The 24,983-nt window shown below is 55.1% G+C and carries 23 protein-coding genes; 3 read left to right on the top strand and 20 right to left on the bottom strand.

Annotated features, from left to right (window positions below; genetic code table 11):
* Positions 1-81: 81 nt before the first annotated feature.
* A complete protein-coding gene (locus tag MIM_RS11130) occupies positions 82-663 on the top strand; it encodes a nitroreductase family protein (protein ID WP_042070234.1) in 582 nt (193 codons plus the stop codon).
* A gap of 125 nt (positions 664-788) precedes the next feature.
* Here the strand turns inward: MIM_RS11130 and MIM_RS22125 are convergent, their stop codons facing one another.
* The 7 genes from MIM_RS22125 to MIM_RS11095 form a co-directional block, all read right to left on the bottom strand.
* Positions 789-1,376 (bottom strand): monovalent cation/H(+) antiporter subunit G, encoded by a 588-nt coding sequence (locus MIM_RS22125; RefSeq protein ID WP_025372835.1) that lies wholly within the window; start codon positions 1,374-1,376, stop codon positions 789-791.
* A complete protein-coding gene (locus tag MIM_RS11120) occupies positions 1,373-1,654 on the bottom strand; it encodes a K+/H+ antiporter subunit F (protein ID WP_042070232.1) in 282 nt (93 codons plus the stop codon). The genes MIM_RS22125 and MIM_RS11120 overlap by 4 nt, the downstream gene beginning before the upstream one ends.
* Positions 1,654-2,145 carry a Na+/H+ antiporter subunit E gene (locus tag MIM_RS11115; protein ID WP_025372833.1) on the bottom strand — a complete coding sequence of 164 codons (492 nt, stop codon included), beginning with the start codon at positions 2,143-2,145 and terminating at the stop codon, positions 1,654-1,656. Before MIM_RS11115 ends, MIM_RS11120 begins: the two co-directional genes overlap by 1 nt.
* A complete protein-coding gene (locus MIM_RS11110) occupies positions 2,142-3,782 on the bottom strand; it encodes a monovalent cation/H+ antiporter subunit D (RefSeq protein ID WP_025372832.1) in 1,641 nt (546 codons plus the stop codon). Before MIM_RS11110 ends, MIM_RS11115 begins: the two co-directional genes overlap by 4 nt.
* On the bottom strand, positions 3,779-4,120 hold the full coding sequence (locus tag MIM_RS11105; RefSeq protein ID WP_025372831.1) for a Na+/H+ antiporter subunit C: 342 nt from the start codon (positions 4,118-4,120) through the stop codon (positions 3,779-3,781). Before MIM_RS11105 ends, MIM_RS11110 begins: the two co-directional genes overlap by 4 nt.
* Positions 4,111-7,098 (bottom strand): monovalent cation/H+ antiporter subunit A, encoded by a 2,988-nt coding sequence (locus MIM_RS11100; protein ID WP_025372830.1) that lies wholly within the window; start codon positions 7,096-7,098, stop codon positions 4,111-4,113. Before MIM_RS11100 ends, MIM_RS11105 begins: the two co-directional genes overlap by 10 nt.
* A gap of 296 nt (positions 7,099-7,394) precedes the next feature.
* Positions 7,395-8,630, bottom strand: a complete 1,236-nt coding sequence (locus MIM_RS11095) for an anti-sigma factor domain-containing protein (RefSeq protein ID WP_158318727.1) — start codon at positions 8,628-8,630, stop codon at positions 7,395-7,397.
* 198 nt (positions 8,631-8,828) lie between these two features.
* On the opposite strand from MIM_RS11095, the gene MIM_RS11090 reads away from it, so the two are divergent.
* A complete protein-coding gene (locus MIM_RS11090; protein WP_025372828.1) occupies positions 8,829-9,608 on the top strand; it encodes an SDR family oxidoreductase in 780 nt (259 codons plus the stop codon).
* Positions 9,609-9,611: 3 nt separating this feature from the next.
* On the opposite strand, the gene MIM_RS11085 is transcribed toward MIM_RS11090, so the two are convergent.
* The 3 genes from MIM_RS11085 to MIM_RS11075 are packed head-to-tail and all read right to left on the bottom strand — an operon-like array spanning position 9,612 to position 11,423.
* Positions 9,612-10,613 (bottom strand): Bug family tripartite tricarboxylate transporter substrate binding protein, encoded by a 1,002-nt coding sequence (locus MIM_RS11085; RefSeq protein WP_025372827.1) that lies wholly within the window; start codon positions 10,611-10,613, stop codon positions 9,612-9,614.
* 52 nt (positions 10,614-10,665) lie between these two features.
* Complete coding sequence (locus MIM_RS22120; protein WP_025372826.1) at positions 10,666-11,037, bottom strand: hypothetical protein; 372 nt, start codon at positions 11,035-11,037, stop codon at positions 10,666-10,668.
* Positions 11,034-11,423, bottom strand: a complete 390-nt coding sequence (locus MIM_RS11075) for a hypothetical protein (RefSeq protein WP_025372825.1) — start codon at positions 11,421-11,423, stop codon at positions 11,034-11,036. Before MIM_RS11075 ends, MIM_RS22120 begins: the two co-directional genes overlap by 4 nt.
* 170 nt (positions 11,424-11,593) lie before the next feature.
* Between MIM_RS11075 and MIM_RS11070 the strand changes: the two genes are divergently transcribed.
* A complete protein-coding gene (locus MIM_RS11070; protein WP_025372824.1) occupies positions 11,594-12,361 on the top strand; it encodes a M23 family metallopeptidase in 768 nt (255 codons plus the stop codon).
* A gap of 24 nt (positions 12,362-12,385) precedes the next feature.
* Here the strand turns inward: MIM_RS11070 and MIM_RS11065 are convergent, their stop codons facing one another.
* The 10 genes from MIM_RS11065 to MIM_RS11020 all read right to left on the bottom strand — a co-directional run bounded on the left by MIM_RS11065 (position 12,386) and on the right by MIM_RS11020 (position 24,955).
* Positions 12,386-13,294 (bottom strand): LysR family transcriptional regulator, encoded by a 909-nt coding sequence (locus MIM_RS11065; protein ID WP_169733376.1) that lies wholly within the window; start codon positions 13,292-13,294, stop codon positions 12,386-12,388.
* Between the two features lie 22 nt (positions 13,295-13,316).
* Positions 13,317-14,123, bottom strand: coding sequence for a 2,5-didehydrogluconate reductase DkgB (dkgB, locus tag MIM_RS11060; protein WP_025372822.1), 807 nt, complete (start codon positions 14,121-14,123; stop codon positions 13,317-13,319).
* A 350-nt stretch (positions 14,124-14,473) separates the two neighbouring features.
* The gene (locus MIM_RS11055) at positions 14,474-14,899 is read right to left on the bottom strand and encodes an organic hydroperoxide resistance protein (RefSeq protein ID WP_025372821.1); all 426 of its coding nucleotides are present in this window, start codon (positions 14,897-14,899) and stop codon (positions 14,474-14,476) included.
* Positions 14,900-15,015: 116 nt separating this feature from the next.
* Positions 15,016-16,494: an efflux transporter outer membrane subunit gene (locus tag MIM_RS11050; protein WP_025372820.1), complete on the bottom strand. Its 1,479-nt coding sequence runs from the start codon at positions 16,492-16,494 to the stop codon at positions 15,016-15,018.
* Positions 16,491-19,670, bottom strand: a complete 3,180-nt coding sequence (locus tag MIM_RS11045; protein ID WP_025372819.1) for an efflux RND transporter permease subunit — start codon at positions 19,668-19,670, stop codon at positions 16,491-16,493. Before MIM_RS11045 ends, MIM_RS11050 begins: the two co-directional genes overlap by 4 nt.
* A gap of 10 nt (positions 19,671-19,680) precedes the next feature.
* Positions 19,681-20,883: an efflux RND transporter periplasmic adaptor subunit gene (locus tag MIM_RS11040; protein ID WP_144084632.1), complete on the bottom strand. Its 1,203-nt coding sequence runs from the start codon at positions 20,881-20,883 to the stop codon at positions 19,681-19,683.
* Between the two features lie 330 nt (positions 20,884-21,213).
* Complete coding sequence (locus tag MIM_RS11035) at positions 21,214-21,777, bottom strand: isochorismatase family protein (protein ID WP_025372818.1); 564 nt, start codon at positions 21,775-21,777, stop codon at positions 21,214-21,216.
* A gap of 93 nt (positions 21,778-21,870) precedes the next feature.
* A complete protein-coding gene (locus MIM_RS11030) occupies positions 21,871-22,593 on the bottom strand; it encodes a glutamine amidotransferase (RefSeq protein WP_025372817.1) in 723 nt (240 codons plus the stop codon).
* A gap of 342 nt (positions 22,594-22,935) precedes the next feature.
* Positions 22,936-23,343, bottom strand: a complete 408-nt coding sequence (locus tag MIM_RS11025) for a GFA family protein (protein WP_025372816.1) — start codon at positions 23,341-23,343, stop codon at positions 22,936-22,938.
* Between the two features lie 151 nt (positions 23,344-23,494).
* Complete coding sequence (locus MIM_RS11020) at positions 23,495-24,955, bottom strand: aldehyde dehydrogenase family protein (RefSeq protein ID WP_025372815.1); 1,461 nt, start codon at positions 24,953-24,955, stop codon at positions 23,495-23,497.
* Positions 24,956-24,983 lie beyond the last annotated feature (28 nt).

Below are 24,983 nucleotides of genomic sequence, written 5' to 3'. Positions count from 1 at the left end.
TCCCTTGCCATCAGGGTTATCAGCCTGTTTTGCGTGTTGCTGGGCTATCATCTTTGTATTGCAACTCAGGTAATTTTGTTCATGACTCAACCTATTGATTTTCTGTTGTCCCGCAGCTCCATGAAACTGGTTACGGCACCTGCGCCCAATGACGACGATCTGGCCCGGATTCTACAGGCTGCCATGGCAGCGCCAGATCACGGCAGTCTTCAGCCCTGGCGATTCAAAATTATCCGTGGCGAGGCTATTGGCAAATTTGCGGATTTTTCAATTGGCCTGCGTCAACAGAGCGACACGCCATTCACCCCCGAAAAAGAAGCAGCAACCCGTGCCTGGCTTAGCGAAGTGCCTATGATCATTGCGGTAGCTTGCCATATTGATTATGGCAATACCGCTATCAGCGAGACAGAGCGCATGCTGGCGACCGGCGCCGCCGTTACCAATATTCTGAACGCCGCGTATATGCTGGGCTATGGCGCATTCTGGAGTACCGGTATCGCCACCTATATTGATGAATTTCAATCGGGGCTGGGCTTTGACTCGCTTGATTATCGCTTTTTGGGATTTATTGCTATTGGTACGCCCAGAATGGCTATCCCGCAGAAAAAACGCCCGGATTACACCCAATTTATCAGCGAGTGGACTGAGCCGGTAGACGTTTGAGCAATTGCGTGCCTGCGGCTCGGGCAGTTGAACGATCAGCACGCAAGCATTCAGTAAATATCGAAAGCAAAATTGTCAGCCAGGAGCGGCGAGAAGCCAACGGCCTGGCCGGCGTCATTACTCATTCAATTTCGCGGGGGCTCGGTGCGTGGCGTCTGTTGCATATCAGGCGCGTTTTCATTGTCCGGTTTGTGCTCTACTGCCTGTGCAGACCCGGACCCAGGTTCAGCCCCAGATTCAGCCCCAGATTCAGCCCCAGATTCAGACTCAGACTCAGCTTCCGAGTCCATTTCCAGTTCTGCCTCGATGGAGGCTACGTCTTTCGCTGCAGTACGATCGTTCTCCTGTTCTTTTACGTCTGCATCCGTCGCGCCGGGTGCAGCGACAGTTGTATCGGGCAGGCTCGCCCGTTCTTCCCTTAATACAAAGGAACGCACCAGGAGAATAGTACTTACTGGTGAGGTGATGTAGATGAACAGACCGATCAGAATTTCATGCAGGAAGGTACGGTCCTGAAGGTTGAACGTCAGCAGCAGCGAGGCCAGCAACAGGGCCCAGAGGGCCGTAGAGTATATGATGGCCTGAATGTGGGTACGGGGCAGGAAGTTGTTGACACGTACCATGCCAATGCTGGCGGTGAGCACCAGCAGGCCGCTGATCACGATCAGTACCGACGCGGGAATAACAATCCAGGGCGACAGGCTATCTATCATGGTTCAATCACCTCACCGCGCAGCAGAAAGCGCGCCATTGCGGCTGTACTCAGAAAGCCGAAAAGGCTGACGAGCAGGGCTATGTCAAAATACCAGGAGGTGCGATACAGCATGCCCAGTGTGAGGGCAATCATCATCCCGATCAAATAAAGGGCGTCGATACCCAGTACCCGATCCTGGGGTGTGGGTCCGACAAACAGAGGGTGGCTCAGAATAACGCCTGCCAGTGCGAAACAGAACAGGGTGAAATAGCAGGACCACATCAGAAGGGTTTCCATTATTCAAAAATCTCCTTCAATGGTTTCTCGTAACGTTCGGTGATAAAGGCTGCCCAGTCTGTTTCCTGTGGCAGGTCCAGAATATGCAATTGCACGTACTCTCCGGATTCAGGAAAGCCAGCCCACAAAGTACCCGGAGCATAATTGATAATCGCCGCCAGGATAGCTAGTCCATGCGGATCCCGCAGTGTCAGAGGAACAGAGACAAATCCCGGTGTGTACTCGATTTTAGGGTAACCCAGTATGATTTTGACGGCAGCGACATTGGACTGGAAAGTGTCGGCCAGCACAATACCTGCCAGCTTCAGTATGACCCAGATGCGTCGTGGCCTGGCCAGGAAGGGTCGCAATCGGCGCGACATCAGGACAATGATCAAGGACGCTGCACCAGCAAAAGCCAGCGTACCCATGCCCAGAGGCATATCGGCCAGCAATACCCAGATGACAGCAAGAAACATGGTCATGGGTAACCAGGAAAACCATGACTTCATGGCGTACCTCCATGTGACGACATGACGGCTGGCCGACTGCTAAGTACCGCTTTCATGTACGTGCCGGGCTCGTCAAGCTGCTTGGCCGTTAGCGTGAGCTGGTCCATGACCGGGCCGGCAAACACCGTCAGGGCAATGCACAGCATCAGCAGCAGTGTAATGGGAAAGGCTTCACGCCGACTGAGCACTGGCGGTTTCAATTTTTCGCTGCTCCAGAACATGCGAATACCGGTACGGCCCAAAGCAATGACTGTGGCCATGCCGGAAATCAGCATTGCCACGACCAGCAGCCAGACGCTGGTGGTCGTGGCCGCATTGGTCTGGGACAAGTCCAGTGCCTTGGACAACAGCGCAAACTTGGCGATAAAACCCGAGAATGGGGGCATGCCGGCAATGACCAGTGCACAGATAAAGAAGGCCAGTCCAAGAAACGCCAGCGCGAACGGTATCGGCTTGCCGACAACGGTTCCCGAATAATCGGAACTATCCTGGTCTTCGGCGCTGAATGCCTCCAGGCTGACCGCCAGCACGTTTCCACCGAAAGATTCGGTGCGTTTGATCAGTTCAATCAGGTAAAAGAAGGTACTGGTTACCAATACCGAACTGAGCATATAGAACAGGGAAGGGCCGGTCAGAATCACACTTGGCATTCCAAGCGCAGAGAGCAGGGTGCCCGACGACATAATGATGCAGTAGCCCACGAGCCGGCCGCTGTTCTTTTCCGACAAAATTCCCAGCGTACCAAATAGCAGGGTTGCCAGCCCGATGACGTACATCCAGTCGCCGCTGAACGCCGCCGGCGCGCCAGTTGGCAATAGCAGCGAACCAATGCGTAACAGCGCGTAAATACCCACCTTACTCATGATCGCGAACAGCGCAGCGACCGGTGCCACAGCAGCCGAATAAGCGCTGGTGAGCCAGAAATTCAGTGGCCAGGCGCCCGCCTTGATCAGAAAGGCGATACCCAGAATGGCGCAGGCGGCCTCGAACAACCGTCGGTCATCGCCGCTCAGGGTGGCGGCGCGCAAGCCGAGATCTGCCATATTCAACGTGCCGGTAATGCCATAAAGAACCGAGATCGCGATCAGTAGCAGGAAGGAAGCAATCAGGTTGACGGTAATGTAATGCAGACCGGAGGCTACCCGGGCCATTCCCGAGCCATGCAGTGCAAGGCCGTATGAGGCCGCCAGAAAGATCTCAAAAAACACAAACAGGTTGAACAGGTCACCGGTCAAAAATGCGCCGTTCAATCCCATCATGATGAACTGGAACAATGGGTGGAAAAAAACGCCTGCACGATCCCACAGCGCAGTGGAATAGAGCAGCGAGCATAACCCCAGTATTGCGGTGAGTATCAGCATGATGGCGCTGAGCTGGTCGGCTACCAGAACAATGCCAAACGGCGCCCGCCAGTCACCCAGCAGATAAACCATAATATGATTTTCGTAATCATTGGGAATGCGGCCTGTCGTAATGCCGAACAACGCAACTGCGATACAAAACTGGGCCAGTATGGATACAACGCCCAGCACGACTCCGAAATTGCGGTACTGATCGCGTAGCACCAGCATAAACGCACCCACCAGCATGGGAATAGCGACGGGCAGGATAGGAAGATGATTCATCCACTGGCTCATTGCGACTCCGTTCCATCTACGTGGTCGGTATTGGACAAACCGCGCAATGCGAGGATCACCACCAGAAACAGGGCGGTGGTGGCAAAACTGATCACAATGGCCGTCAGCACCAGCGCTTGCGGCAGGGGATCGGCATAATTGGTGAGCGTTGTCTCAACCCCTTCTTTCAGAATTGGCGGGGCGCCGGTAGTCAGTTTGCCGGTAGCAAAAATGAACAGATTGACTGCGTAGGACACCAGCGTCAAGCCGATAATCACCTGATAGGTTCGAGGTCGCAGCAGCAGCCAGACACCCGATCCGACCATGATGCCGATGGCGATAGACAGAATCAGTTCCATGATGGGGCTCCCTGGGTATTAGGCGGTAGTGCAGCAGATTCAGCAGACGCGCTGCTATCGCTTTCCTGATCGGATAGAGACGTATCACCGCCTGTATGTTCCTCGGCGGTTTCTGCCGATACTTTTTTGTAAAACCGCAAGGATTGGTGACTCAGCGCGACCAGCATGAACAGTGTGGAACCCACGACCACCGCAAATACGCCCAGGTCAAACAGGATAACGCTGGATAAATGCAGGTGTCCCAACGGACCAAGATCGAGATCTGCGGCCAGTGCCGAGAGGAACGGCAGTTTGGCCAGCCAGGCCGACATGCCGGCAATACCGGCCATCAGCAGGCCGCCCGCAATCCAGTATTGGGGAAAGATGCGAGAGCGGTCTTCGACCCAGCGAATGCCACCCATCATATATTGAAGGATAACGGCAGCAGCGAAAATCAGGCCGGCAACAAAACCGCCGCCGGGCAGATTGTGGCCGCGCAACAGGAAAAACAATGCAATCAGGGTAGAAATGGGCATGATAAAACGCGAAATCACAGTGGGTACCAGCATCGTTCCGGTAGGCAGTTCGGCATTTTCGTCAACGCTGGCCGTATCGCCGCTCTGGCGAAAGCGTCGGTCTTCCAGCGCCTTCAGGCTCTCCCGCGGCGGTCGAAAGCGTCGCAGCAAAGCATACACGGTAAGGGCAACGATACTGAGTACGGTAATCTCGCCATAGGTATCGAAACCGCGGAAGTCTACCAGTAGTACGTTGACGACGTTGGTGCCGCCGCCTTCAGGAAGGGCTTTTTCCAGATAGAATGAAGAAACGCCTTCCGGCCTGGGACGCGATAGCTGCAAATAAGTAAGAATGGACATGCCCAGGCCGGCGATCACGGCGATCGTCATATCGCGTAAACGCCGAACCGTGGCGCGCCCGCGGTCCGAGGCTGGCTCGGTAGACATTCTGCGTGGCAGCCAGCGCAAGCCCAGCAGCAACAGAATGGTCGTGACCATTTCCACGACCAATTGGGTCAGGGCCAGATCCGGCGCTGACAGCCACAGATAGGTGAGGCTGCTGCACAAACCGGCGCCGCCGAGCAGAACCAGAGAACGGAAGCGGTTGTATTTGGCCTGATAGGCCGCGCCCACTGCACAGCATGCGCCGATGATCCATAGCAGGGTAAAGGGCAGATCAATATTGCGCATGACCAGTTGCGGCCAGGCTTCAAACAGCAGCAACGGCATGATGGTGACCACCACGGTAATCACCACAATCCATAATATCTGCGGTTGCAGCCGTTGGGTAGCAAACAGATTCATGGCCCGGTAGGCGATCGTATCCAGCAGATCCATCGCGCCATCAAAGAAAGCACGTCCTTCAACCCGATACAGCAAGGGCGTTTGTCCTGGTGCGCGCTTTTGCAGGGGTCGCAGAACCAGGGCCAGCAGAATACCGCCCCCCATGGCGATCAGGCTCATGGTGAGCGGCAGGTTAAAACCATGCCAGATCGCCAGACTGTATGCCGGTAACGTTGGTCCGAGAATCGAATGGGCTGCCGACGACAGCACCGGACCGATGATGGTTTCCGGCATCATGCCGATCAGCAGACAGATCAGTACCAGGATACCGCTGGGCACAAGCATCCACAAGGGCGGTTCGTGCGGCTCGCGGGGCAGTTCGGTCGCCCTGGGGCCGAAGAACACCTGCATGATCAGCCGCAGGGAATAGGCCACACTGAAGGCGCTGGCCAGCACGGCAAAGACCGGCAGCCAGTTGGACACTTCAAGATAGTCCGGCAGATTCAGCGTCTCGGCAAAAAACATTTCTTTTGAAATAAAGCCGTTAAGCAGGGGGACACCCGCCATGGCCGCCGCGGCGACAACGGCCAGTGTTGCGGTGATCGGCATAGCCTTGCGCAGGCCGGACAGCAGGACCAGATCCCGGGTGCCGGTTTCGTGGTCGACAATCCCGGTGGCCATAAAGAGCGATGCTTTGAAGGTGGCATGATTGATCATGTGGAACAGGGCGGCAATCAGTGCCAGCTGGCTGTTCAGGCCTAACAGGAGGGTGATTAATCCCAGGTGACTGATGGTGGAATAAGCCAGCACCCCTTTCATATCCCGCTGAAAAGTAGCCACATAGGCCCCCAGAAACAGCGAGCACAGCCCGGCCATGCCGATAATCCAGAACCAGGCCGAGGTGCCAGCCAGCACCGGCCAGAAGCGTGCCAGAATAAACACGCCGGCCTTGACCATGGTGGCCGAATGCAAATAGGCCGAAACAGGCGTTGGTGCGGCCATCGCATTGGGGAGCCAGAAATGGAAAGGAAATTGCGCGCTCTTGGTCAGGGCACCCAGTGCGAACAGAATCAGGATGGCCAGATACCAGGGGTGCGTGCTAAGGGTGTCACCCGAAGCCAGTACGGTATCCAGGTCATAACTGCCCACAACGTGGCCGATCATCAGCATGGCGGCCAGCAAACAGAATCCGCCAGCGGCCGTAATAGTAAGAGCCATCCTGGCGCCGCGCTTGGCATCCTGACGATGGTTCCAGTAAGCGATCAGCATGAAAGAAGACAGGCTGGTGAGCTCCCAGAAGATAACCATCTGAATAATATTGCCGGACAGCACCACGCCCAGCATGGATCCCATGAATGCCAGAAAAAAGGAGTAGAAGCGGGTGACCGGATCTTTGGGAGACATGTAATAGCGGGCGTACAGCACCACCAGCGCGCCCATGACGGTAATCAGCAGCGAAAACAGCCAGGCATACCCATCCATACGAAATACGAGATTCAGCTTGTAGGACGGTACCCATTCAAGCGTCTGGGCTACGGTGTTGCCCTGCAGTATTTCCGGTAGAAATGAGAGGGTAATGAGGGCACCGATCACTGCGATAATACCTGCCATCCAGGCTTCCGGCGATCTGGGGTGTTCGGGCAGCAGACCGACAAGAATACTACCCAGAAATGGAAGAATTAGAAGCAGGATTAATGACATTTAGTGCTATTTATGAAGATTTATGGCGAATTATTACAATGATACTTTATCTTTTTACACCGGCGCTTATATTTTTCGTCAGCTCCTGAATTTGCGCTGAAAAATACGACGTGTCATGGATTACAGGCAGTACAATCGACGCCAGCCCGCAAAACACTCAGGTGCATCGTCGGTAAAGAAGCGACAAAAAAATAAGCGGCCAAAGCCAGGCCGGCGGATCTTGGCCCCGGCGTTACGTTGCGGGAGGGTAGTGAAAAGGGGGCCTGATCGGACAAAGCCCGATCAGGGCAACGCTGTTACAGATCCGCGACGGTGCCTTTGTAAAGAATGGAGCCAGAAGGTCTGTCGCTGCGCGATCCGCCTTCGGGTTCCAGGCTGATCAGCAGTTGGTCGCCTGCGGCGATTTGCCCTACGCGTTCTGCGTTCAGTACGAATGCTTTACTGTCACGAATCAGCCCCAGTGCGGTGTCGGTACCATTGGATCGCTTCCATGCCTGAAGGACCAGGCCGTCCGAGACGGTCTGACGGACCACGGGAGAAAACTGAGCATCACCGGCTGCATTGAAGCGCACCACCCAGCCAGTTTGCGCATTGCTCATGGATGAATCGAGCACAGCCACTTTTCTGGGCTGATCAGCTGGCGGGGTACCCGTGTACCAGAACGTGAATGCGGCAACGGCCAGTATGAGTGCCAGTGCACGCCACAAGGGCAGCATGTACCAGAACCTGCGCAGGGTACTTTTCACTCCCGATACATAAGGCTGCTCGGTACTGTCTTCATCGCCGGCATCGGCAATGGGCGCAACAGCAACTGGCGCCTTGGCAAAGGCTGCGGTCTTTATTTTTTCCCAAACCCGGCTACTGGCCACCTGTGCTGGCAGCTGACTCAGCAGATGTGTAAACTGGGCTTCCCAGAGCAAGGCAATACGAGAAACGCCGGCATCATCATTCATTAATTTGTAGACCAGCTTTTCTTCATTTTCAGACAACCCGCCCAATACATATTCACCCATTTTTTCAGTGGCTTGGTGAGGTGGAGAAAATTCGGGCAGATGCTTGGCCAGGTGTTGCAGTCCAAGAAACAGGTTTTCCTTGAAGCGTCCCAGCGGCATACCGACTTTGGTGGCCGTCTGTGCCTGTGACATGCCGCTGAAATACATATTGATCAACGCTTTTTGCGGCTCTTCGGGCAACTCTTCCAGATGCAGGTAAAATGCCGGCGTTACCGGCAGATCCCCACGCACGTCGGCATGCAGATTACTGGAGACTTCATTGAGTACCGATTCATCCTGAGTCTTGCTGGCCGCCTGAATGGCATCATAATGTTCCTTGAAAATCTGGCTGATGCGATAGCGCAGGATAGAGAATATCCAGCCGCGTGCCGGTCCCATCTCTTCGTCATAGGCTTCGGCGTTATTCCAGATAAGCACAAAGGCAGACACCACCGCCTGCTCGGCCAGATTGTAATTACCCAAAACGCGCAGTGAGAGGGCCACCATAAGGGGGGCTTCATGCTTGAACAGAGTCTGCAAGGCACTTTTTTGTCCTTTTGCACACGCTTTTAAGATTTTTTCATAATTAAAAGGGGTGTTTCTGGCAAACATTTACTTTTTCCAGGCGTTTGGGTGAAAATAGGTTCAAGTTTAACCGTAAACCGGGTCATTGCAAACGTTTGACATTGTTCAGATCGTGTTGCAAAAACTCGTTACAGTCGTGATTCAGGGACAACAATGCAACAACAAAGTTCATACACAGACAGCTTCGGGCTGCAAGATAAAGTAGTATTTATTAGCGGTTCGACACGCGGACTCGGCCTGGAAATGGCATCGGCCATGGCCCGTAGCGGCGCGCTGGTGTATATCAATGGCCGCAGCGCTCAGTCTGTTGAACAGGCCTGCGCCAGGCTTCAGAAATCCGGTGCGCACGTGCAGGGCCTGGTCGGCGATATGTCCGTTGTGGCCGACATCGATCGCTGCATGACCGATCTGGCTGAGCAGCATGGTCGCTGCGACGTGCTGGTCAACAATATGGGCATCCGCATTCGCCAGCCACTGGCCGCTTTCGATTTCGCGCAAATGGAACAGATGCTTCAGGCTAATTTGCTGGGCGCCATGTATTTATCACAGAAGGCAGCAGCGCTGATGCGCCAGCAACAATGGGGCAGGCTGATCACCATCACATCCGTAGCAGGGGAGGTGGCCCGCCCGGGCGATGGCGTCTATCCCATCACCAAGCAGGGCCTGACCGGGATGATGCGGGCGCTGGCGGTGGAACTGGCCACATACGGCATCACCAGCAATGCGATAGCCCCTGGTACATTTGCGACCGAGACCAATCTGGAGATGGTGAATGCTGAAGCAGGACAAACGCTGGCGGGCCGCAATCCTACCGGGCGCTGGGGCCGGCCCGAAGAAATTGCCGGGCTGGCGGTGTTTCTTGCTTCCGATCTGTCCGGCTATATTAACGGGCAGGTCATCGCCGTGGACGGTGGCCTGTCCGTTTTATTCTGACCGTCAGTTGACTTTCAGGTTCAGCTTTTCAATCAGTGGCTGCCAGCGCGCTTTTTCCTGATTCATATAATCGTGAAACGCTTCCGGCGTGCTGGGGATGGGATCCATATAAATCGCCTTGAGCTGTTTGCCTACTTCGGGATCGCGAAGTGCGGTCAACAGGGCATCGGTAAGCGTATTGCGGATGGCGATGGGTACCTGGGAAGACGTTATAAAACCGGACCAGGCAGCGCCTTCGATGCCGGGTGCGCCCGCTTCGGACACCGTTGGAATATCCGGCAGTGAACTGTTGCGTTGGGCGCTGGTCTGTGCCAATGCGACCAGCCGCCCTTCTTTCACCAGAGGCAGCACGGCAATGGGCGCCAGGGCGGTAAACTGAGTATCGCCGGCAATCAGTGAATTGAGCGCTGCGGGTGAAGAGGGATACGGCACGGCGGTTGCCTGACCATTCACCGCCTGCAGCATGAGCTCTATGGACAGATGCGAGCCGGTGCCGTTGCCCGATGTCGCAAAATTCAGTTTGTCCGGTTCAGCCTGAATTTTTTCAATCAATTCCTTGAGCGTCTTGATGCCAGACTGCTTCGTCACAACAATCACATTCGGCTGCGTAACCGCCAAGGTGAGCGGCGCCAGATCTTTTTCAGGGTTGTAAGGTAATTTATCGTAGATAAACTGGTTGTTGACCAGCGGGCCGGTAATGGAAATACCAAAGGTATAACCATCAGGCTTGGCTTTGGCAACCTGGTTGGTGCCGATATTGCCGCCGGCACCCGCTTTATTTTCAATTACGATCGCCTGGCCCAGCTTTTTCTCGGCACTGCGGGCAATAATGCGTGCAATCTGGTCTGGTGTAGAGCCCGGGCCGAAAGGTACGATCAGGGTAAGCGAATGTTCGGGCCATTTTTTTTCCTCCGCCTGTGCCGCCGTGCCGGCAAACATCAGCGACACCGCAGTCAGGCCAGCCAGGGCCAGACCCGTCACTGTTTTTCTTTTACTCTTTTGCATTTTTCAAAAACGTCCTTTGGAACAAACATCAATAAGCATAGTGGCACAGGAATCAGCGATCCTGGCCGGTCATAATCTGTAGAAATAGCTCGTAAGGCTGCATATGGACCGGGCCGCTTTCGGCTAACACAGGCGTCTGCTGCAGACGAATATATTCGGCATAGGGCAACGTCGCTTTAAGTTTTTCGAAGCGTGCTTCACACTCAGGGAACATATCGGTTTCGGCCGGATCGTCCTGGTAGCGGGTGGCATACTCGGCCGTCATGCAGGTAATAATGGCTCTTTCCTTGTCAAATTGCGAGTATTCGCCGGCTGTTTCATCAGGGCGATTCATGCTGGCCCATAGATAGCCCAGCGCAACCAGAACGAACAGCGCGGCAATCAGGTATTTTATTAAACGCATGCGATCACGGAAATCTCTCATGAGTCGATATCCTCTTTTTTCAGCCCAAAGAGTATGGTTGCCAGTTCTTCATACGTGGTTTTGGCGGCGGGCGGCAGATTATCAAAAACGTCGTGCAGTGAATATTTCATGCGGTATGCCCGCTGAAAGCTGTCATAGACCTCGGTCTGCTGGTCACGCAACTGCTGCGCAGTAACCGTGTTCATCAACGTGACATAGGCCGCCTGGCACTCCTGCTGCACGGTTGCCAACGCCTGCTTGTCAACGTATTTGCCGCTAAGCAGCAGAGAGGCGCGCGTGACGGTGCAATCGGACGTAAGCGCCAGTCGCAGACGTTCATCGTCTTGCCGGTCCGAGCAGGCACCCAGGCAGACAAGCAGGGATAGGATGACGGAAAGTCTGAGCATTGGCAGTCTTTACGGCGTACGTCGGAACAATTCCGGACAGAAGAAGCCGTTCGGGGTGATCGGCGCCTTTCAGTCATGGATATTACCCGGGCATCGCCATGCGTTTGGAAAATGGGTAGAAACAAAAACTATACACGGATTTGTGCTGTGATTGAGTTGAAATAAGTAAAATGCCTTTTCATGTATATGCGAACCCCTTTTCTTTCATGCGCGGCGTGTTAAGTCGGACCGTCCTGCACACCCTGATGCTGCTTGGCTGCGTTGTCGCCGCGTTGCATGCAATGCCCGTGCGTGCTCAATCCGATGAGGATCTGGATACTGCGCCCGAGGCGCCAACGCTCGACTCAGATGTTAAAACCATAAGAGGGCTGGACGATGACCTGGAACCCCCGCAGGGATGTAGCAGCAAGGGTTGCGGCCCGGCCCTGAAACTGGATTTGAAGATCATGGGCTTTCTGGCGTCGCCGCTGGACAAGAGCTATGTGTCTTCCCGTTTCGGCTTGCGTATGCATCCCATATACAATCAGCTGCGATTTCACGCTGGTGTCGATTTGGTAGCGCCGCTGGGTACGCAAGTCAAATCAACGCTGGGCGGCAAGGTATCGTTTGCCGGCGTCAAGGGTGGTTACGGCAATACCGTGATCGTGGAGCATGGCTCGGGTTATCAAACGCTGTATGCACATCTGCAGAAATTTGCACCGCGCCTGGCCGTTGGCCGGATCGTAGACAAAGGTGAAGTGATCGGCCATTTAGGCGATACCGGCAAGGTAACAGGCCCTCATTTACATTATGAGATCCGTTATAACAATTATGCGGTCAATCCGCTAACCGGGCAGGGCGCAGCCGGTATCGGCCGGATTCAGAAGACAACCATCATAAGAGGTGGCCAGAGCCAGCGCATGCGCTCCGGCCGGATCAGAACCATCATCCGCCACTAGTTTGTTATCACGTTGTTACCGTTGTTACCTGCCATTCCAGGGCTGGATTGACAGCGTTTTCTGTATGAAATCGATGAAGCACTGAATGCGCAGCGCCAGCGGCGAGTTTCTGTAGTACACGGCATGTATGGGCTGAACCTGCTTTTCTGTCAAATGAGGAAGAACCGGAATCAGGCGTTCATGACGAACATCCTCATAGGTCATGAAATCCGACAGGCAGACGATGCCCTGTCCGGCCAATGCCAATTGTCGTAACGTTTCACCACTGGAGGCCGCCACGTCCGGGATGGTCATCAGTTGGTTGTCTGTATCAGCACGGCGGACGGGCCAGAGATTGAGACTTTCCGGCTGCGTAAAACCCAGTAACGTGTGTGCTTCCAGTGCTTCCACCGTCTCGGGTGTGCCATAACGGGATAAATAATCAGGGCTGGCAAGCAGTTTGAGCGCGCTGTTGCCCAGGTGACGCGCGTGGAGCGTCGAATTTTGCAGCGCGCCGATCCGGATGGCAACATCAGTGCTTTGCTCCAGCAAATCAATATTCAGCTCGTGCGTATTGAGCTGCAGTTCAATATGGGGGTAATTCCGTCGAAACACGCCAATATGCGGCACGATCGCGTGCAGCATAAACGGTGAGGCGGCGTTGACCCGTAACCGGCCTGCCGGCGACTGGCGCCGGGTAGCCAGCGTCTCCTGCATCGCCTGCATCTGCGCCACAATGGCCCGGGCATGTTCCAGCAGGAACCGTCCTTCTTCAGTCAGATGCATGCGACGGGTGGTGCGGTTCAGGAGTGTGGTTTGCAGATTCTGTTCAAGCCGGGTCAGGGTGCGGCTGACCGCAGAAGGGGTCAGCCCCCGTTGTTCGGCGGCCGCACTGATGGAGCCGCTGTCAATGACAGTAACGAAAGTCAGCAGATCATCGGAGTTGGTCATCAGAACGGCAGCCTTGTGCATTTGATCAGTCGTCCCACTCAGGAGCCAGACCCTCTGGGCTGGTAATCCGCTCGTTGCGGTCCAGCGCAGCCATTGCAGCCATATCTGCGTCTGAAAGCTGCAGTTGTTGTGCCGCAAGATTGCTTTGCAGATGAGCGCGGTTGGTAGAGGAGGGGATCACCGCAAAACCGCTGTGCAGCGCCCATGCCAGTACAACCTGCGCGGGTGTTGCCTGCAGGCGTTGCGCAATGGCCTGCACCACCGGGTCCTGCAGCACTTTGCCGTAACCCAGCGTCATATATGAGGTAATGGCAATATCATGTTCACGTGCGAACGCGACCACTTTTTTGTTTTGCAGATAGGGATGCAATTCGATCTGATTGGTGGCAATCCTGTCGCTACCCACGGCATCTATGGCTTCACGCATCAAGGCAATAGTGAAATTGGATACGCCGATCTGGCGGGTCAGTCCCTGCTGCTGTGCCTGCGCCAGTGCGCCCATGAATTCAGCGACCGGCACGGCATTGCCGGGCGACGGCCAATGGATCAGCGTCAGGTCCAGGTAGTCGGTGCGCAGTTTGTGCAGGCTGTCTTTCAGGCTTGGGATGAGTTTGTCCGCAGCATAGTTGTCGGTCCAGATTTTTGAGGTCAGAAACAACTGATCACGCGAGACGGGGCTTGCGCTTAATGCCTGTCCGATCTCTGCCTCATTGCCGTAAATTTGTGCGGTATCGATTGCCCGGTAACCCACCTCCAGTGCGTTGGTGACGGAGTCAATAACAGTCTGATCTTTCAGGCGAAAGGTGCCAAGGCCAAAAGAAGGTATGTTCATGCAAATATCTCTCGTAAAAGCCACTGCTTATGGCAGTGATAATATTAAATACACGAAGGCGCTTTCTCGCCACGTGTTGTCAGGGTTTGCCTGCGATGACAGTGATCATTGTGCTGTTCATTGCCGGGCGTTAGTGTGTACGAAAGACAGTATAAGAGGCTGGATCAGAAAGAAAAATAGCGAGTCTGGCAAAGGATTGTTGCGCGAAAATCAGGAATCGTCAACTGATTGTGTCGAGTTGCCGCTGTGATTGCGGCTATTGGGCCAGCAGCATTATTGAGACATGAAGAAGCAAAACGGCCGTGCCATCACCCGGACGACACGGCCGTAGCCCCAAGAGAAGGTCTGCGTTACACTACGGTGAGCGTCACGTCTATATTGCCTCTTGTTGCGTTCGAATAAGGACACACCTCATGGGCCTTGCTGACCAGGGCCTGAGCAACACTGCGTTCCACCCCGGGTACCGAAATTTTCAACTCTACCTCAATGCCAAACCCCTGGGCAATAGGCCCGATGCCCACGCTGCCGTCAATCCGGGTATCGTCCGGCAATTTGACTTTTTCGCGTGAGGCAACCAGTTTGAGGGCGCCCAGAAAGCAGGCTGAATATCCAGCCGCAAAAAGCTGCTCGGGATTGGTGCCGGTGCCACCGCCACCACCCAGCTCTTTCGGTGTGGTCAGTTTTACGTCTAATACATTGTCCGATGAAACGGCACGCCCATCGCGTCCGCCTGTAGCCGTCGCGTGTGCAACATAAAGTACTTTATCAACCGCCATGTCTGACTCCTGTTTAGGTCACTGCATGAAAGGAACGAACACTCTCGTTATAACATTCCTGATCGATAGGTTGGGGCGATGACCCTGCGCCTGTACCGGAAAAACCCCTGCGTCGGTCAGGGCGAGGTCGTCGGCCTTGACGAACTTGCCGCTACTGGCTGCCAGCCACCCCCCAGGGTTTTGAACAGAGCCAGACGGTTCAATTGCTCAAGCAGCCTTAAGGTAATCATATCCTGCTGTGCCGCATAGTATGCGCGCTGAGCATCCAGTACCTCCAGGAATCCGGAGCCGCCGCCTCGTGCAAACAGGGCGCTGGAGAGCTGGAAACTGCGATAAGTGGAGGCGACCAGCGACTGCTGGGACTGTAATCGTGTCGCGATCGTGGCGCGCACGGCCAGGGCATCGGCCACCTCGCGAAAAGCCGTCTGAATGGCTTTTTCATAGGTGGCAAGCAAAATATCTTTTTGTGCTTTGCTCAGATTCAGATTGGCGCGATTGGCGCCGCCGTCGAAAATAGGCAAACGCAGTGAAGGGGCCACGCTCCAGGCCAGCGTGCCGCCGGTAAAGAGCCCGGATAGACTGCTGCTGGCCGTACCGGCAGATCCCAGCAGGGAAATACTGGGGAAAAACGCCGCTCGCGCTGCGCCGATGTCGGCATTGGCAGCAATCAAATCATGTTCGGCAGCCAATACATCCGGACGCTGCTGCAGCACGCTGGACGGCAGGCCATCAGGCGGCATCACCAGCCGGGTAGCCGCACGCCCCTGCAAGGCAAAATCTGCAGGCGGTAAAAGGGAGCCAGGCACTTGCGTACCCGTCAGCAGGGTGAGGGCGTTGGTATCCTGTGCCTGCTGGGTTTCGTACTCGGCCACCTTGACACGGGCAGCATCGACCGTGGTCTGCGATTGTGCCAGCGTCAGTCCCGACTCGGCGCCCAGAGCATGGCTGCGGCGGATCAGATCATGTGATTTCTGCTGGTTCAGCAGGGTGCTACGGGCCAGGGCAAGCTGCTGGCCGGTTGCCTCCAGTTGCAGCCAGGCCGCGGCAATTTCGCTCACCAGGCTGATCTGGGCACTGCGCCGGGCTTCCTGCGCGGCCAGATAGCGTTGCAGTGCGGCCGCCTTGAGATTGCGGATTTTGCCGAAAAAATCAATCTCGTAGCTGGTCAGACCGAGATCCACGGTATAACGCGACGACAGCGTGGTTTCCCCGGAATTGGAGATGCTGGCCGGGGTGCGGCTACGGCTGGCCTGTGCATCCGCGCCAATTGACGGCAGAGCATCGGCGCTGGCAATACCGTATTGCGCACGGGCCCGTTCAATATTCAGGGTCGCAATCTGTAAATCACGATTGTGTTCGAGGCCAAGGCGGACCACGTCACGCAGGCGTGCGTCGGTAAAGAACGTCAGCCAGTCCAGTTCGTTTACTGACGCTTGACCTGAGCTGGCTTTCGTTGCCGGCGGCTGCGGCCAGACGCTGGCGACAGGAGCGGCCGGTTGCTGATAGTCTGGCGCCAGATTGACGCAGGCGCTCAATCCCAGCAGGGGAATGACAAATGCAATAGACCGGCTTAGCGCAAGGGGTCGTCTGCTCATGATATTGAACCCGAATGAGTATCTGGTGAAGGCGTCGCAGAATGATCATCATGCGGATGCCGTTTGCGTCGGAAGCTGCGTACAAGCACAAAGAATAGCGGCACGAAAAACAGGCTCAGCGCCGTACCCACGATCATCCCACCCAGAACGGCTGTACCAATCGCGTGACGGCCACCGGCCCCGGCACCGGTGCCAATTGCCAGCGGCAATACACCGAAGCCAAAGGCCAGCGATGTCATCAGAATGGGGCGCAGGCGCTGGCGCACCGCAATCAATGTGGCTTCCAGCACGGTATGGCCGCGTTCCTGCAACTGCTTGGCGAACTCGACAATCAGAATTGCATTCTTCGATGTCAGCCCCACGGTGGTCAGCAGGCCAACCTGGAAAAAGACATCATTATGCAGTTCACGCAGGGCCGTAAACAGCAGCGCGCCGACAATGCCCAGCGGCACCACCAGAATAATCGCGAAAGGTACCGACCAGCTTTCGTACAATGCGGCCAGACACAGGAACACAAACAGAATGGAGACGGCGTAGAGCAGGGGCGCCTGCGCGCCCGAAATACGTTCCTGCAGCGACGCGCCGGTCCATTCAAAGCCGATGCCTGCTGGCATTTGCTGCATCACCTGCTCGACGGCCAGCATCGCCGCACCCGAACTGACGCCGGGTGCGGCGTCCCCCAGGAATTCAAGACTGGGACTGCCATTGTAGCGATTCAGCTCAGGCGAGCCGAAAGTCCAGTTGGTGCTGGAGAAGGCAGGAAATGCCACCATTTCGCCCAGTGTATTGCGGACATGCCATTGATCGATATCACCTGGCAACATGCGAAACGGTGTATCACCCTGTACATACACTCGCTTGACCCGGCCCCGATCCAGGAAGTCGTTCACGTAGGTACCGCCCATGGCGGTGGACAGGGTACTGTCAATCGCATCGGTTGTCAGGCTGAATGCACCAGCGCGGGCATCGTCTATCTTCACGGCAAACTGCGCGGTATCTTCAGGTGCGTCAATGCGCACGTTCATCAATTCATCGCGTTCGCCAAGCAGGCGCAATGCGTCACGGCTGGCCTGCACCAGCGCTTCGTGCCCCAGGCCGTTGATATCCTGCAGGAAAAAATTAAAGCCCGAACTTGAACCCAGGCCGCGCACGATGGGCGGCAGTGTCGCAATAATCCGGGCATCGCGGATATGCGCCAGATCGCGGGTGGCCTTGCGTGCGATTGCTGCGGCCGACTGTTCCGGTAAAGGCCTTAGGCTCCAGTCAGTGAGCATCACATAGGCACGTGCCGAGCTCTGATCACCGCTACGACCCGTAATGCTGGTAATGCTGCGTACATCCGGCTGCTTCAGAAAATACTGCTCGATCTCCCGCATAATCGGTTGCAACCGTGCATCTGTGGCTCCCGCAGGCAGCGTTATCTGTAGTCGCACTGCGGCCTGGTCCTCGGGCGGCAGAAAGGAAGTGGGCAGACGCAGGAACAGAAATGCCATGATAACCGCAATAATCACATAGACAATCAGCCCACGGCGTGGTCGTTTGGCTATGCCGGCCACTGCGGTTTGATAGCGGTTTGCCGTTCTGTCAAATCCTTGATTGAATCGCACGAAAAAGCGATCCAGAACACCCAAAGGGCCCTTGCGTGCGTGTGACGGATTGGTATGTTCGCCTTTTCTCACCGGCTTGAGCAAACTGGCGCAAAGGGCAGGGGTGAGCGTGAGTGCTACGATCACGGAGAGCACCATGGATGACACAATCGTGATCGAGAACTGCCGGTAAATGACACCAGTGGAGCCGCCAAAAAACGCCATGGGAATGAATACGGCTGACAATACAAGTGTAATACCCACCAGTGCCGGTGTAATTTCACGCATGGATTTACGTGTGGCTTCGCGCGGGGATAACCCCTGCTCGTGCATGACGCGTTCCACGTTTTCCACGACCACAATGGCATCATCTACCAGCAGGCCAATGGCCAGCACCATGCCGAACAGCGTCAGGGTATTGATCGAAAAACCGGCAATCGACAAAACGCCAAAAACGCCGAGCAGCACAACAGGAACGGCAATCGCCGGGATCAGGGTGGCGCGCAGGTTCTGTAAAAACAGATAAATAACCAGCACCACCAGCACCATTGCCTCCAGCAGTACCTTCACCACCTCGTCAATGGAGGCGCTGATGAACGGCGTTGAATCAACCCCGATAAAGGTTTTCAGATTATTGGGGAAAAACGGCTCCAGTTCGGCCAGTTTTTCGCGCACCCGCTGGGCAACCTCCACGGCGTTAGCACCGTCTGCGGTAATAATCCCCATACCGGCGCCGGGCAGGCCGCCCAAGGCCGAACGAATGGTCAGGTTTTCTGCACCCAGTTCAACCCGGGCCACATCGCGGATCCGTACAACCGCTCCGTCAGGCGCAACACGCAGCACTACATTCCGAAAGTCTTCTTCGGTCTGCAGCATGCTGCGCGCGGTGATCGTTGCATTCAATTGCTGGTCGCTGACCGCAGGCAAGGACCCAAGCTGGCCGGCAGACACCTGCACATTCTGCTTCTGGATGGCCGCCGTAACATCGGACGGCATCATGTTGTAGCTGAGCAGTTTGCGCGGATCCAGCCAGATGCGCATCGCATATCCTGTCCCCAGTGTTTGCACTTCTCCGACACCATCGATCCGGCTGATCACATCCACCAGATTACTGGTGATGTAGTCACCCACATCTACCGGCGACGCGCTGCCGTCATCGGAGTACAGCGAAACCACCATCAGAAACTCTTCGCCGCCTTTGGTTACGGTAACGCCGCGGCTTTGTACTTGCTGGGGCAGGCGGGACATGGCCTGCTGCAGACGATTCTGCACCTGCATTTGTGCAACATCAATATTGGTACCGGCATCAAAGGTCAGCGTGATCCGCGCACGCCCGGCGGCATTGCTGTTACTGCGCATGTACAGCAGATTATCCAGGCCTTTCAGTTGCTGCTCAATCACCTGGGTAACCGAGTCTTCTACGGTCTTGGCCGATGCGCCGGTATAAGTGGCCGTGATCGCTACCCGCGGCGGTGCGATGTCGGGGTACTGCTCCAGCGGCAGGCTGTGGATCGACGCCAGCCCGGCGAGCATGATGATAATGGAAAGAACCCATGCAAAAATCGGGCGGCTGATAAAAAACTGTGCCATGCGCCGATTCCTAACCCGTTTTGCTGCTTGTTTCTACCGGCCGCACGGTTGTGCCAGGCCGGACATGCAGAGAGCCTGTCACCACAACCCGTTCACCGGCTGCCAGGCCCTCCAGCACCTGCCAGCTGTTGCCGATCGCGCGTCCGACCACGACAGTGCGCTCCTGCACTTTATTTTCGGCATCGACCAGCAACGCAACCGTGCTGGCATCGGGCCGGCGGGTAATCGCCTGCTGAGGCACCAGAACAGATTGCTCGCCCGTACTGTTATCCAACACCGCGCGCACGTACATGCCCGGCATCAAAACCCGATCCGGATTCGGCACGCTGGCACGCAGCGTAATAGAACCTGTACTTGGATTGACTGTAACACCACTGAACGTCAGGCGCCCTGAATGAGAATACAGTTGACCGTTTTCCAGTCGCAGGCGGATCAGTGCATCATTCTCCGCCGTCGCCTGCAGGCGTCCGGCCGCAATATCCTCTTTCAATTGCAATAATTCTGCCGAGGACTGCGACACATGCACATAAAGCGGATCCAGTTTCTGCACAATCGTGAGTGCGGTATCCTGATTGGCAGTCACCAGCGCGCCCGGTGTGACATTGGACAATTCTATCCAGCCGTCAATGGGCGAGACAATACGAGTATAGTCAAGATTGATTCGGGCGCGCTGTTCCTGGGCCTGTGCCACAGCCAGATCCGCCGCTGCCTGTTGCGCTTCGGCCTGTGAAGTCTCATTTATTTGCGCACTGATGGCATCAATGCGGGCCAGCTCGCGATTACGCCTGGCCACGGTACGGGCATTGGCGACCGTAGATTCGGCTTTTTTTACATTGGCTTTGGCCACTGCATATTCAGCTTCATAAACAGCGGGATCCAACTGATACAGGACCTGTCCCGCCTTTACCTGAGAGCCTTCAGTGAACAGCTGCTTCTGGATAATCCCGTTGACCTGGGGACGAATTTGCGCAATCTCCGGCGCTACTGTGCGCCCGGGCAGCTCGGTAGCAAAGGTGATACGCTGTGGTTTAAGGGTGACCACGCCCACTTCGGGAGGGCCGTCGGTCTTGGGGGCTGGCTTGTTTGCGCTGTCGTCGCGAGAACATCCGGCAAGCGTTATCGCAAGAAAAAGTAGTATCAGCAGGGTCAGTACCGGTGCCGGAATCAAGCGGCGCTGCGTATCCAGTGTTGAAATACTAACGGGTTTAATCATGGGATCGAGTAAAAAACGGAGCAGGGGGGCGGGAGGATTCAGCATCCCCATGCCGCTTTGTCTGGCTGCCAGGCCTTTACTGCAAAACAGCACGCCGCCAGGGCAGCGTGGGCCTGCAGCAGCAGACAGAACAGGCGAAACGAAAAAATAGTAGCATGATTACACAGTATTTCAGTTGAAACTTTTGTATCAGCGGATCAAATTAACGAAATCCGACTGTGTAATCCCGGCAGCGGCTCGCGTTCGTGGCATGTCTTAGCCTGATTTGCCTGGTCATTTCTAATAGCAACATACGCCTGGCGATTGGCATGATAGAGGTCAATACGGGATTCAGGCCAGACTTTTATCCGCAAGCTTGATCAGTGCCAGCACCTCTCGAAAACGGGGATGTCGGCAGTCGTGCAGCCACTCGAACATGACCATTTCATGCGTCACGACCGTGGCACCGGCCCGTGCCAGACGGTCCATGGCAACCCTATAGTCGCTGTTCCGGCGTGAGCCGCTGGCGCTGGCAACGACCCACACGTGCTTGCCCGCCCGCAGCAAGCCCATCGCGGTTTGTAACATGCAAACGTGGGCTTCGCAGCCAGCGATCACAATCTCATTGCATTCGTGTTTGAGGCTGTTGAGTGCCTGCAGCAGCCCATCCTCGCAGGCGTCAAAGTGGGTTTTGGCAAGTGTGCTTTCGCATTCGGCCTTGATGACTGCCAGATTTGGTCCGAGTTTGGCTGGATTCTGTTCCGTACCCAGCACCGGGATATCCAGAATACGGGCGGCCTTAGCCAATCGCTGCGCATTGGCTACTGCGGTTTCACCATCAAGAATGACCGGCATTAAACCGGCCTGATAATCAATCAGCACCAAAGCGCTTGCATGTGCATTTATCGTATTCAATTGATTCCCCAGCAGAGTTGGCCGAACGTGATCTGGCTGACGGCGGCGTCTATCGTTAAACACCTACTTCATTTGCAATATGAATAGGCCTCGTCAAACTGACTCGTACGACTCAACAAAACGGTTCAGAATACTGGTTGCCTCGGGCGTTTCTACCAAATTTGCCAGGAGCGTCTCGATATGTGTTTCGTTCTGTTTGGATGCTGCCCGACGACGCTGCAACAATGAGCCCGCTATGCCCGGCGTAAATTCCGGATGAAACTGGGTAGAAACCGCATGTGCGCCGTAACGAATGATCTGATGAGGGTCATGTGCAGAGCCGGCGAGGACGCTTGCACCGGCTGGTGGCTCAAGCACTGATTGTTCATGACTTAAATGTGCCTGAAACTGTGATGGCAGGGCGGCAAGTAAAGGATCTTGCGCAGCTGATGATTGCAATTGAATTGTCTGGCAACCAAGCTCCGGACCTTTGGGATGGTAGTCTACGTGTCCGCCGAGCGCATGTGCCATGAGCTGATGGCCGTAGCAAACCCCAAAAAGTGGGGCCTCTATCTTTACTGCATCCCTGATCCATTGCGCCGTTGCCTCACTCCACGGATGTCGGTCGGTGACCATTGCCCATGATCCGGTGATGACGGTGACATAATCGGGGTTTGGCGCAGGGAGATTGTCCCCTTCAAAAACGCGCACAACAGATACGGGGCGCCGGGTATGATTCAATACCTGACCAAACCAGGTGGAGATATCGTTGTATTTGTTACGAATTTCTGTGGGCGGCGAGCCTGTCTGCAGGATTAAAAGAGGGCGGTGTTTCATGAGTTTCTGGTACGGGCGGGTAATTTTCTGTTGACCTGACATTCGCGTTTATGTCCACGGCGATAACTCAATGGGTAATAACGCGGTGGGCATTGACGTTTATGAATCATACAGCTAATTTTTGCCCGTAGCGTGATTTAGGCTCTCTGTGAGTCACCCTGAACTAGGCTACCACTCGATGTTCTGCCGTCGTGTCGGACTGACAGTCGTCGATCAGGTAGCATGCAGTTTCGGGGCACCGGGTGGTGAGTCAACTTCATCAATGCGGCTGTTTCCTGCTTTCTTATTTTTGACTAGCGGATAGGAACTCGATTTTTGGTGTACATGCTCGTGCAACGCTACTCATGGCTGGCCGTCAAACTCCTCTTCAGTGTCAAAATGCGGTATTTGCGGCAGCCTGCGTTTGGTCCAGATTTGTCTGACCGGTTTACCCAGTTCATAACGCTGTTTCAGGGCGCCGACGCGTAAAGAGTACGTTTGCGGATTGTCCATCGCAGACGAATAGACGGGCCCTCCACATTGATCGCAAAAGGCGTGAACACGCCTGGCTCCGCTATCACCCACCTTGATATATTTTTTGGGCGTTCCCTTGCAGATACGGAATGTATCGGCAGGCGCAGCAATATTCATGCGAAAGACGGAGCCAGATTGCATCTGGCAATCAGCGCAATGGCAGATCGCCACCGTTCCTGGCGTCACGTCGGCCTCGTAGACAATTGCTCCACAATGACATTGGCCTTCAACTTTCATCGTTTTCTCCCTATACGTTTAGTGAGGTGTGATACGGTGCGTAAACGTTTTCGATGGTTCGGCATAGATAGTACACAAGGTAGCGCAGGGCAGTGTGCATGTAACTGATATCGGATATCCGCTACGCTTACCGCATGTACAAGATAAAAACCTAAAGCGTTATTTGAATAGACTTTTCCTCTGTGTACGAATAAAGTTCCTCAATTCCGCGTTCTCTTCCGGTTCCGCTGTTTTTATAACCACCAAAAGGGACAGACCGCACATGCGTGTTAACGCCGTTTATCCAGATATAACCGGATTGTAGCCGTTTCGCTGTGGTAATCGCTTTTGTGATATCTGAGGTCCATACGGCAGCAGTCAGGCCGTACTCTACTGAATTGGCCATGTCGATGACCTCGTCAGTGTCAGACCAGCGCAGAATCGATAGAATCGGGCCAAAAATTTCCTCGCGAGCGACGCGCATATCCTGACGGACTTCAGAAAAGACGGTTGGTTCAAACCAATTGCCTTTCTCAAAACCTGTACCTGTCGGGCGTTTCCCGCCAGCGACCAGGCGGGCGCCTTCATCCTGGCCAATCCGGACATAATTTTCAATGGAAGCGAGATGGGCCTGCGAAACGATGGCGCCCATTTGCGTATCATCTTCAAATGGATCACCAATGCGAATGGCTCGTACGTGTTCAGTCACGTGTTGCACCACTTCATCATAAATCGAATCGTGGACGAACAGGCGACTGGTCGAGCTGCACGATTGGCCTTGCCAGATGAAATTCATACCAAGTACCGCAGCTTTGGCAACCTGTTCTATCGGCGCGTCCGGAAATACGATAAAAGGGTTTTTGCCCCCCAGTTCCAGCGAGATGGATTTGACTGCAACTTCGGCGGCAGCGCGCTGGATCGCCAATCCGGTACGCACCGATCCGACGAAAGACAAGCGTTTTACCTGAGGATGGCGGACAATGGCGTTGCCAACCTCGGCGCCACCGGTAACAATACTGAGTACGCCAGCAGGAAGCACTTTGCTGGCAATTTCTCCGAGTAGTGTTGCCGAAAGCGGACATTGCTCAGACGGCTTCAGGATGACCGTATTGCCCGCGACTAGTGGAGACGCTATGCCATGGACAGCCATGGCTAGCGGATGATTGAACGCGACAATTCGGCCAACGACGCCATAAGGTTCTCTCAGGGTTAAATTGAGTTTATTTGAACTTTCCGGAATGGTATTGCCCTGAAGTTCATAGCCCAGCCCCGCAAAGTAACGCAGCCGTTCAATGCAGCTGGAGATATCTCCTTTCATGCCTGTAATTGAGTTTCCCGTGCTGGCCACTTCAATGGCCAGAAGTTCATCGGTGCTTGCGGCAAGTGCGTCGGCCAGTTTCAGTAAATAGTGAGCGCGCTGGGCAACAGATAAGGCAGCCCAGTTCGTCTGTGCTGACTGCGCTGCGCTCACCGCACGCTCCACATCGCCGGTCGTGCCATCAGGCACTTTACCAATATCTGCGCCGGTGGATGGGCTGATGCAGGTAATCCATTTTCCGCCCAGGCTTTCGGATAATTGGCCTTCAATTAGCATGCGACCTGTCGCCGCCGGTATTGTTTTAAATTGATTCATTGTCTGTCCTCCTTGTGAATATAAAAGT

This window comes from Advenella mimigardefordensis DPN7 (assembly GCF_000521505.1).
Taxonomy (GTDB): domain Bacteria; phylum Pseudomonadota; class Gammaproteobacteria; order Burkholderiales; family Burkholderiaceae_B; genus Advenella; species Advenella mimigardefordensis.
This window is presented reverse-complemented; position numbering and strand designations above follow the sequence as displayed.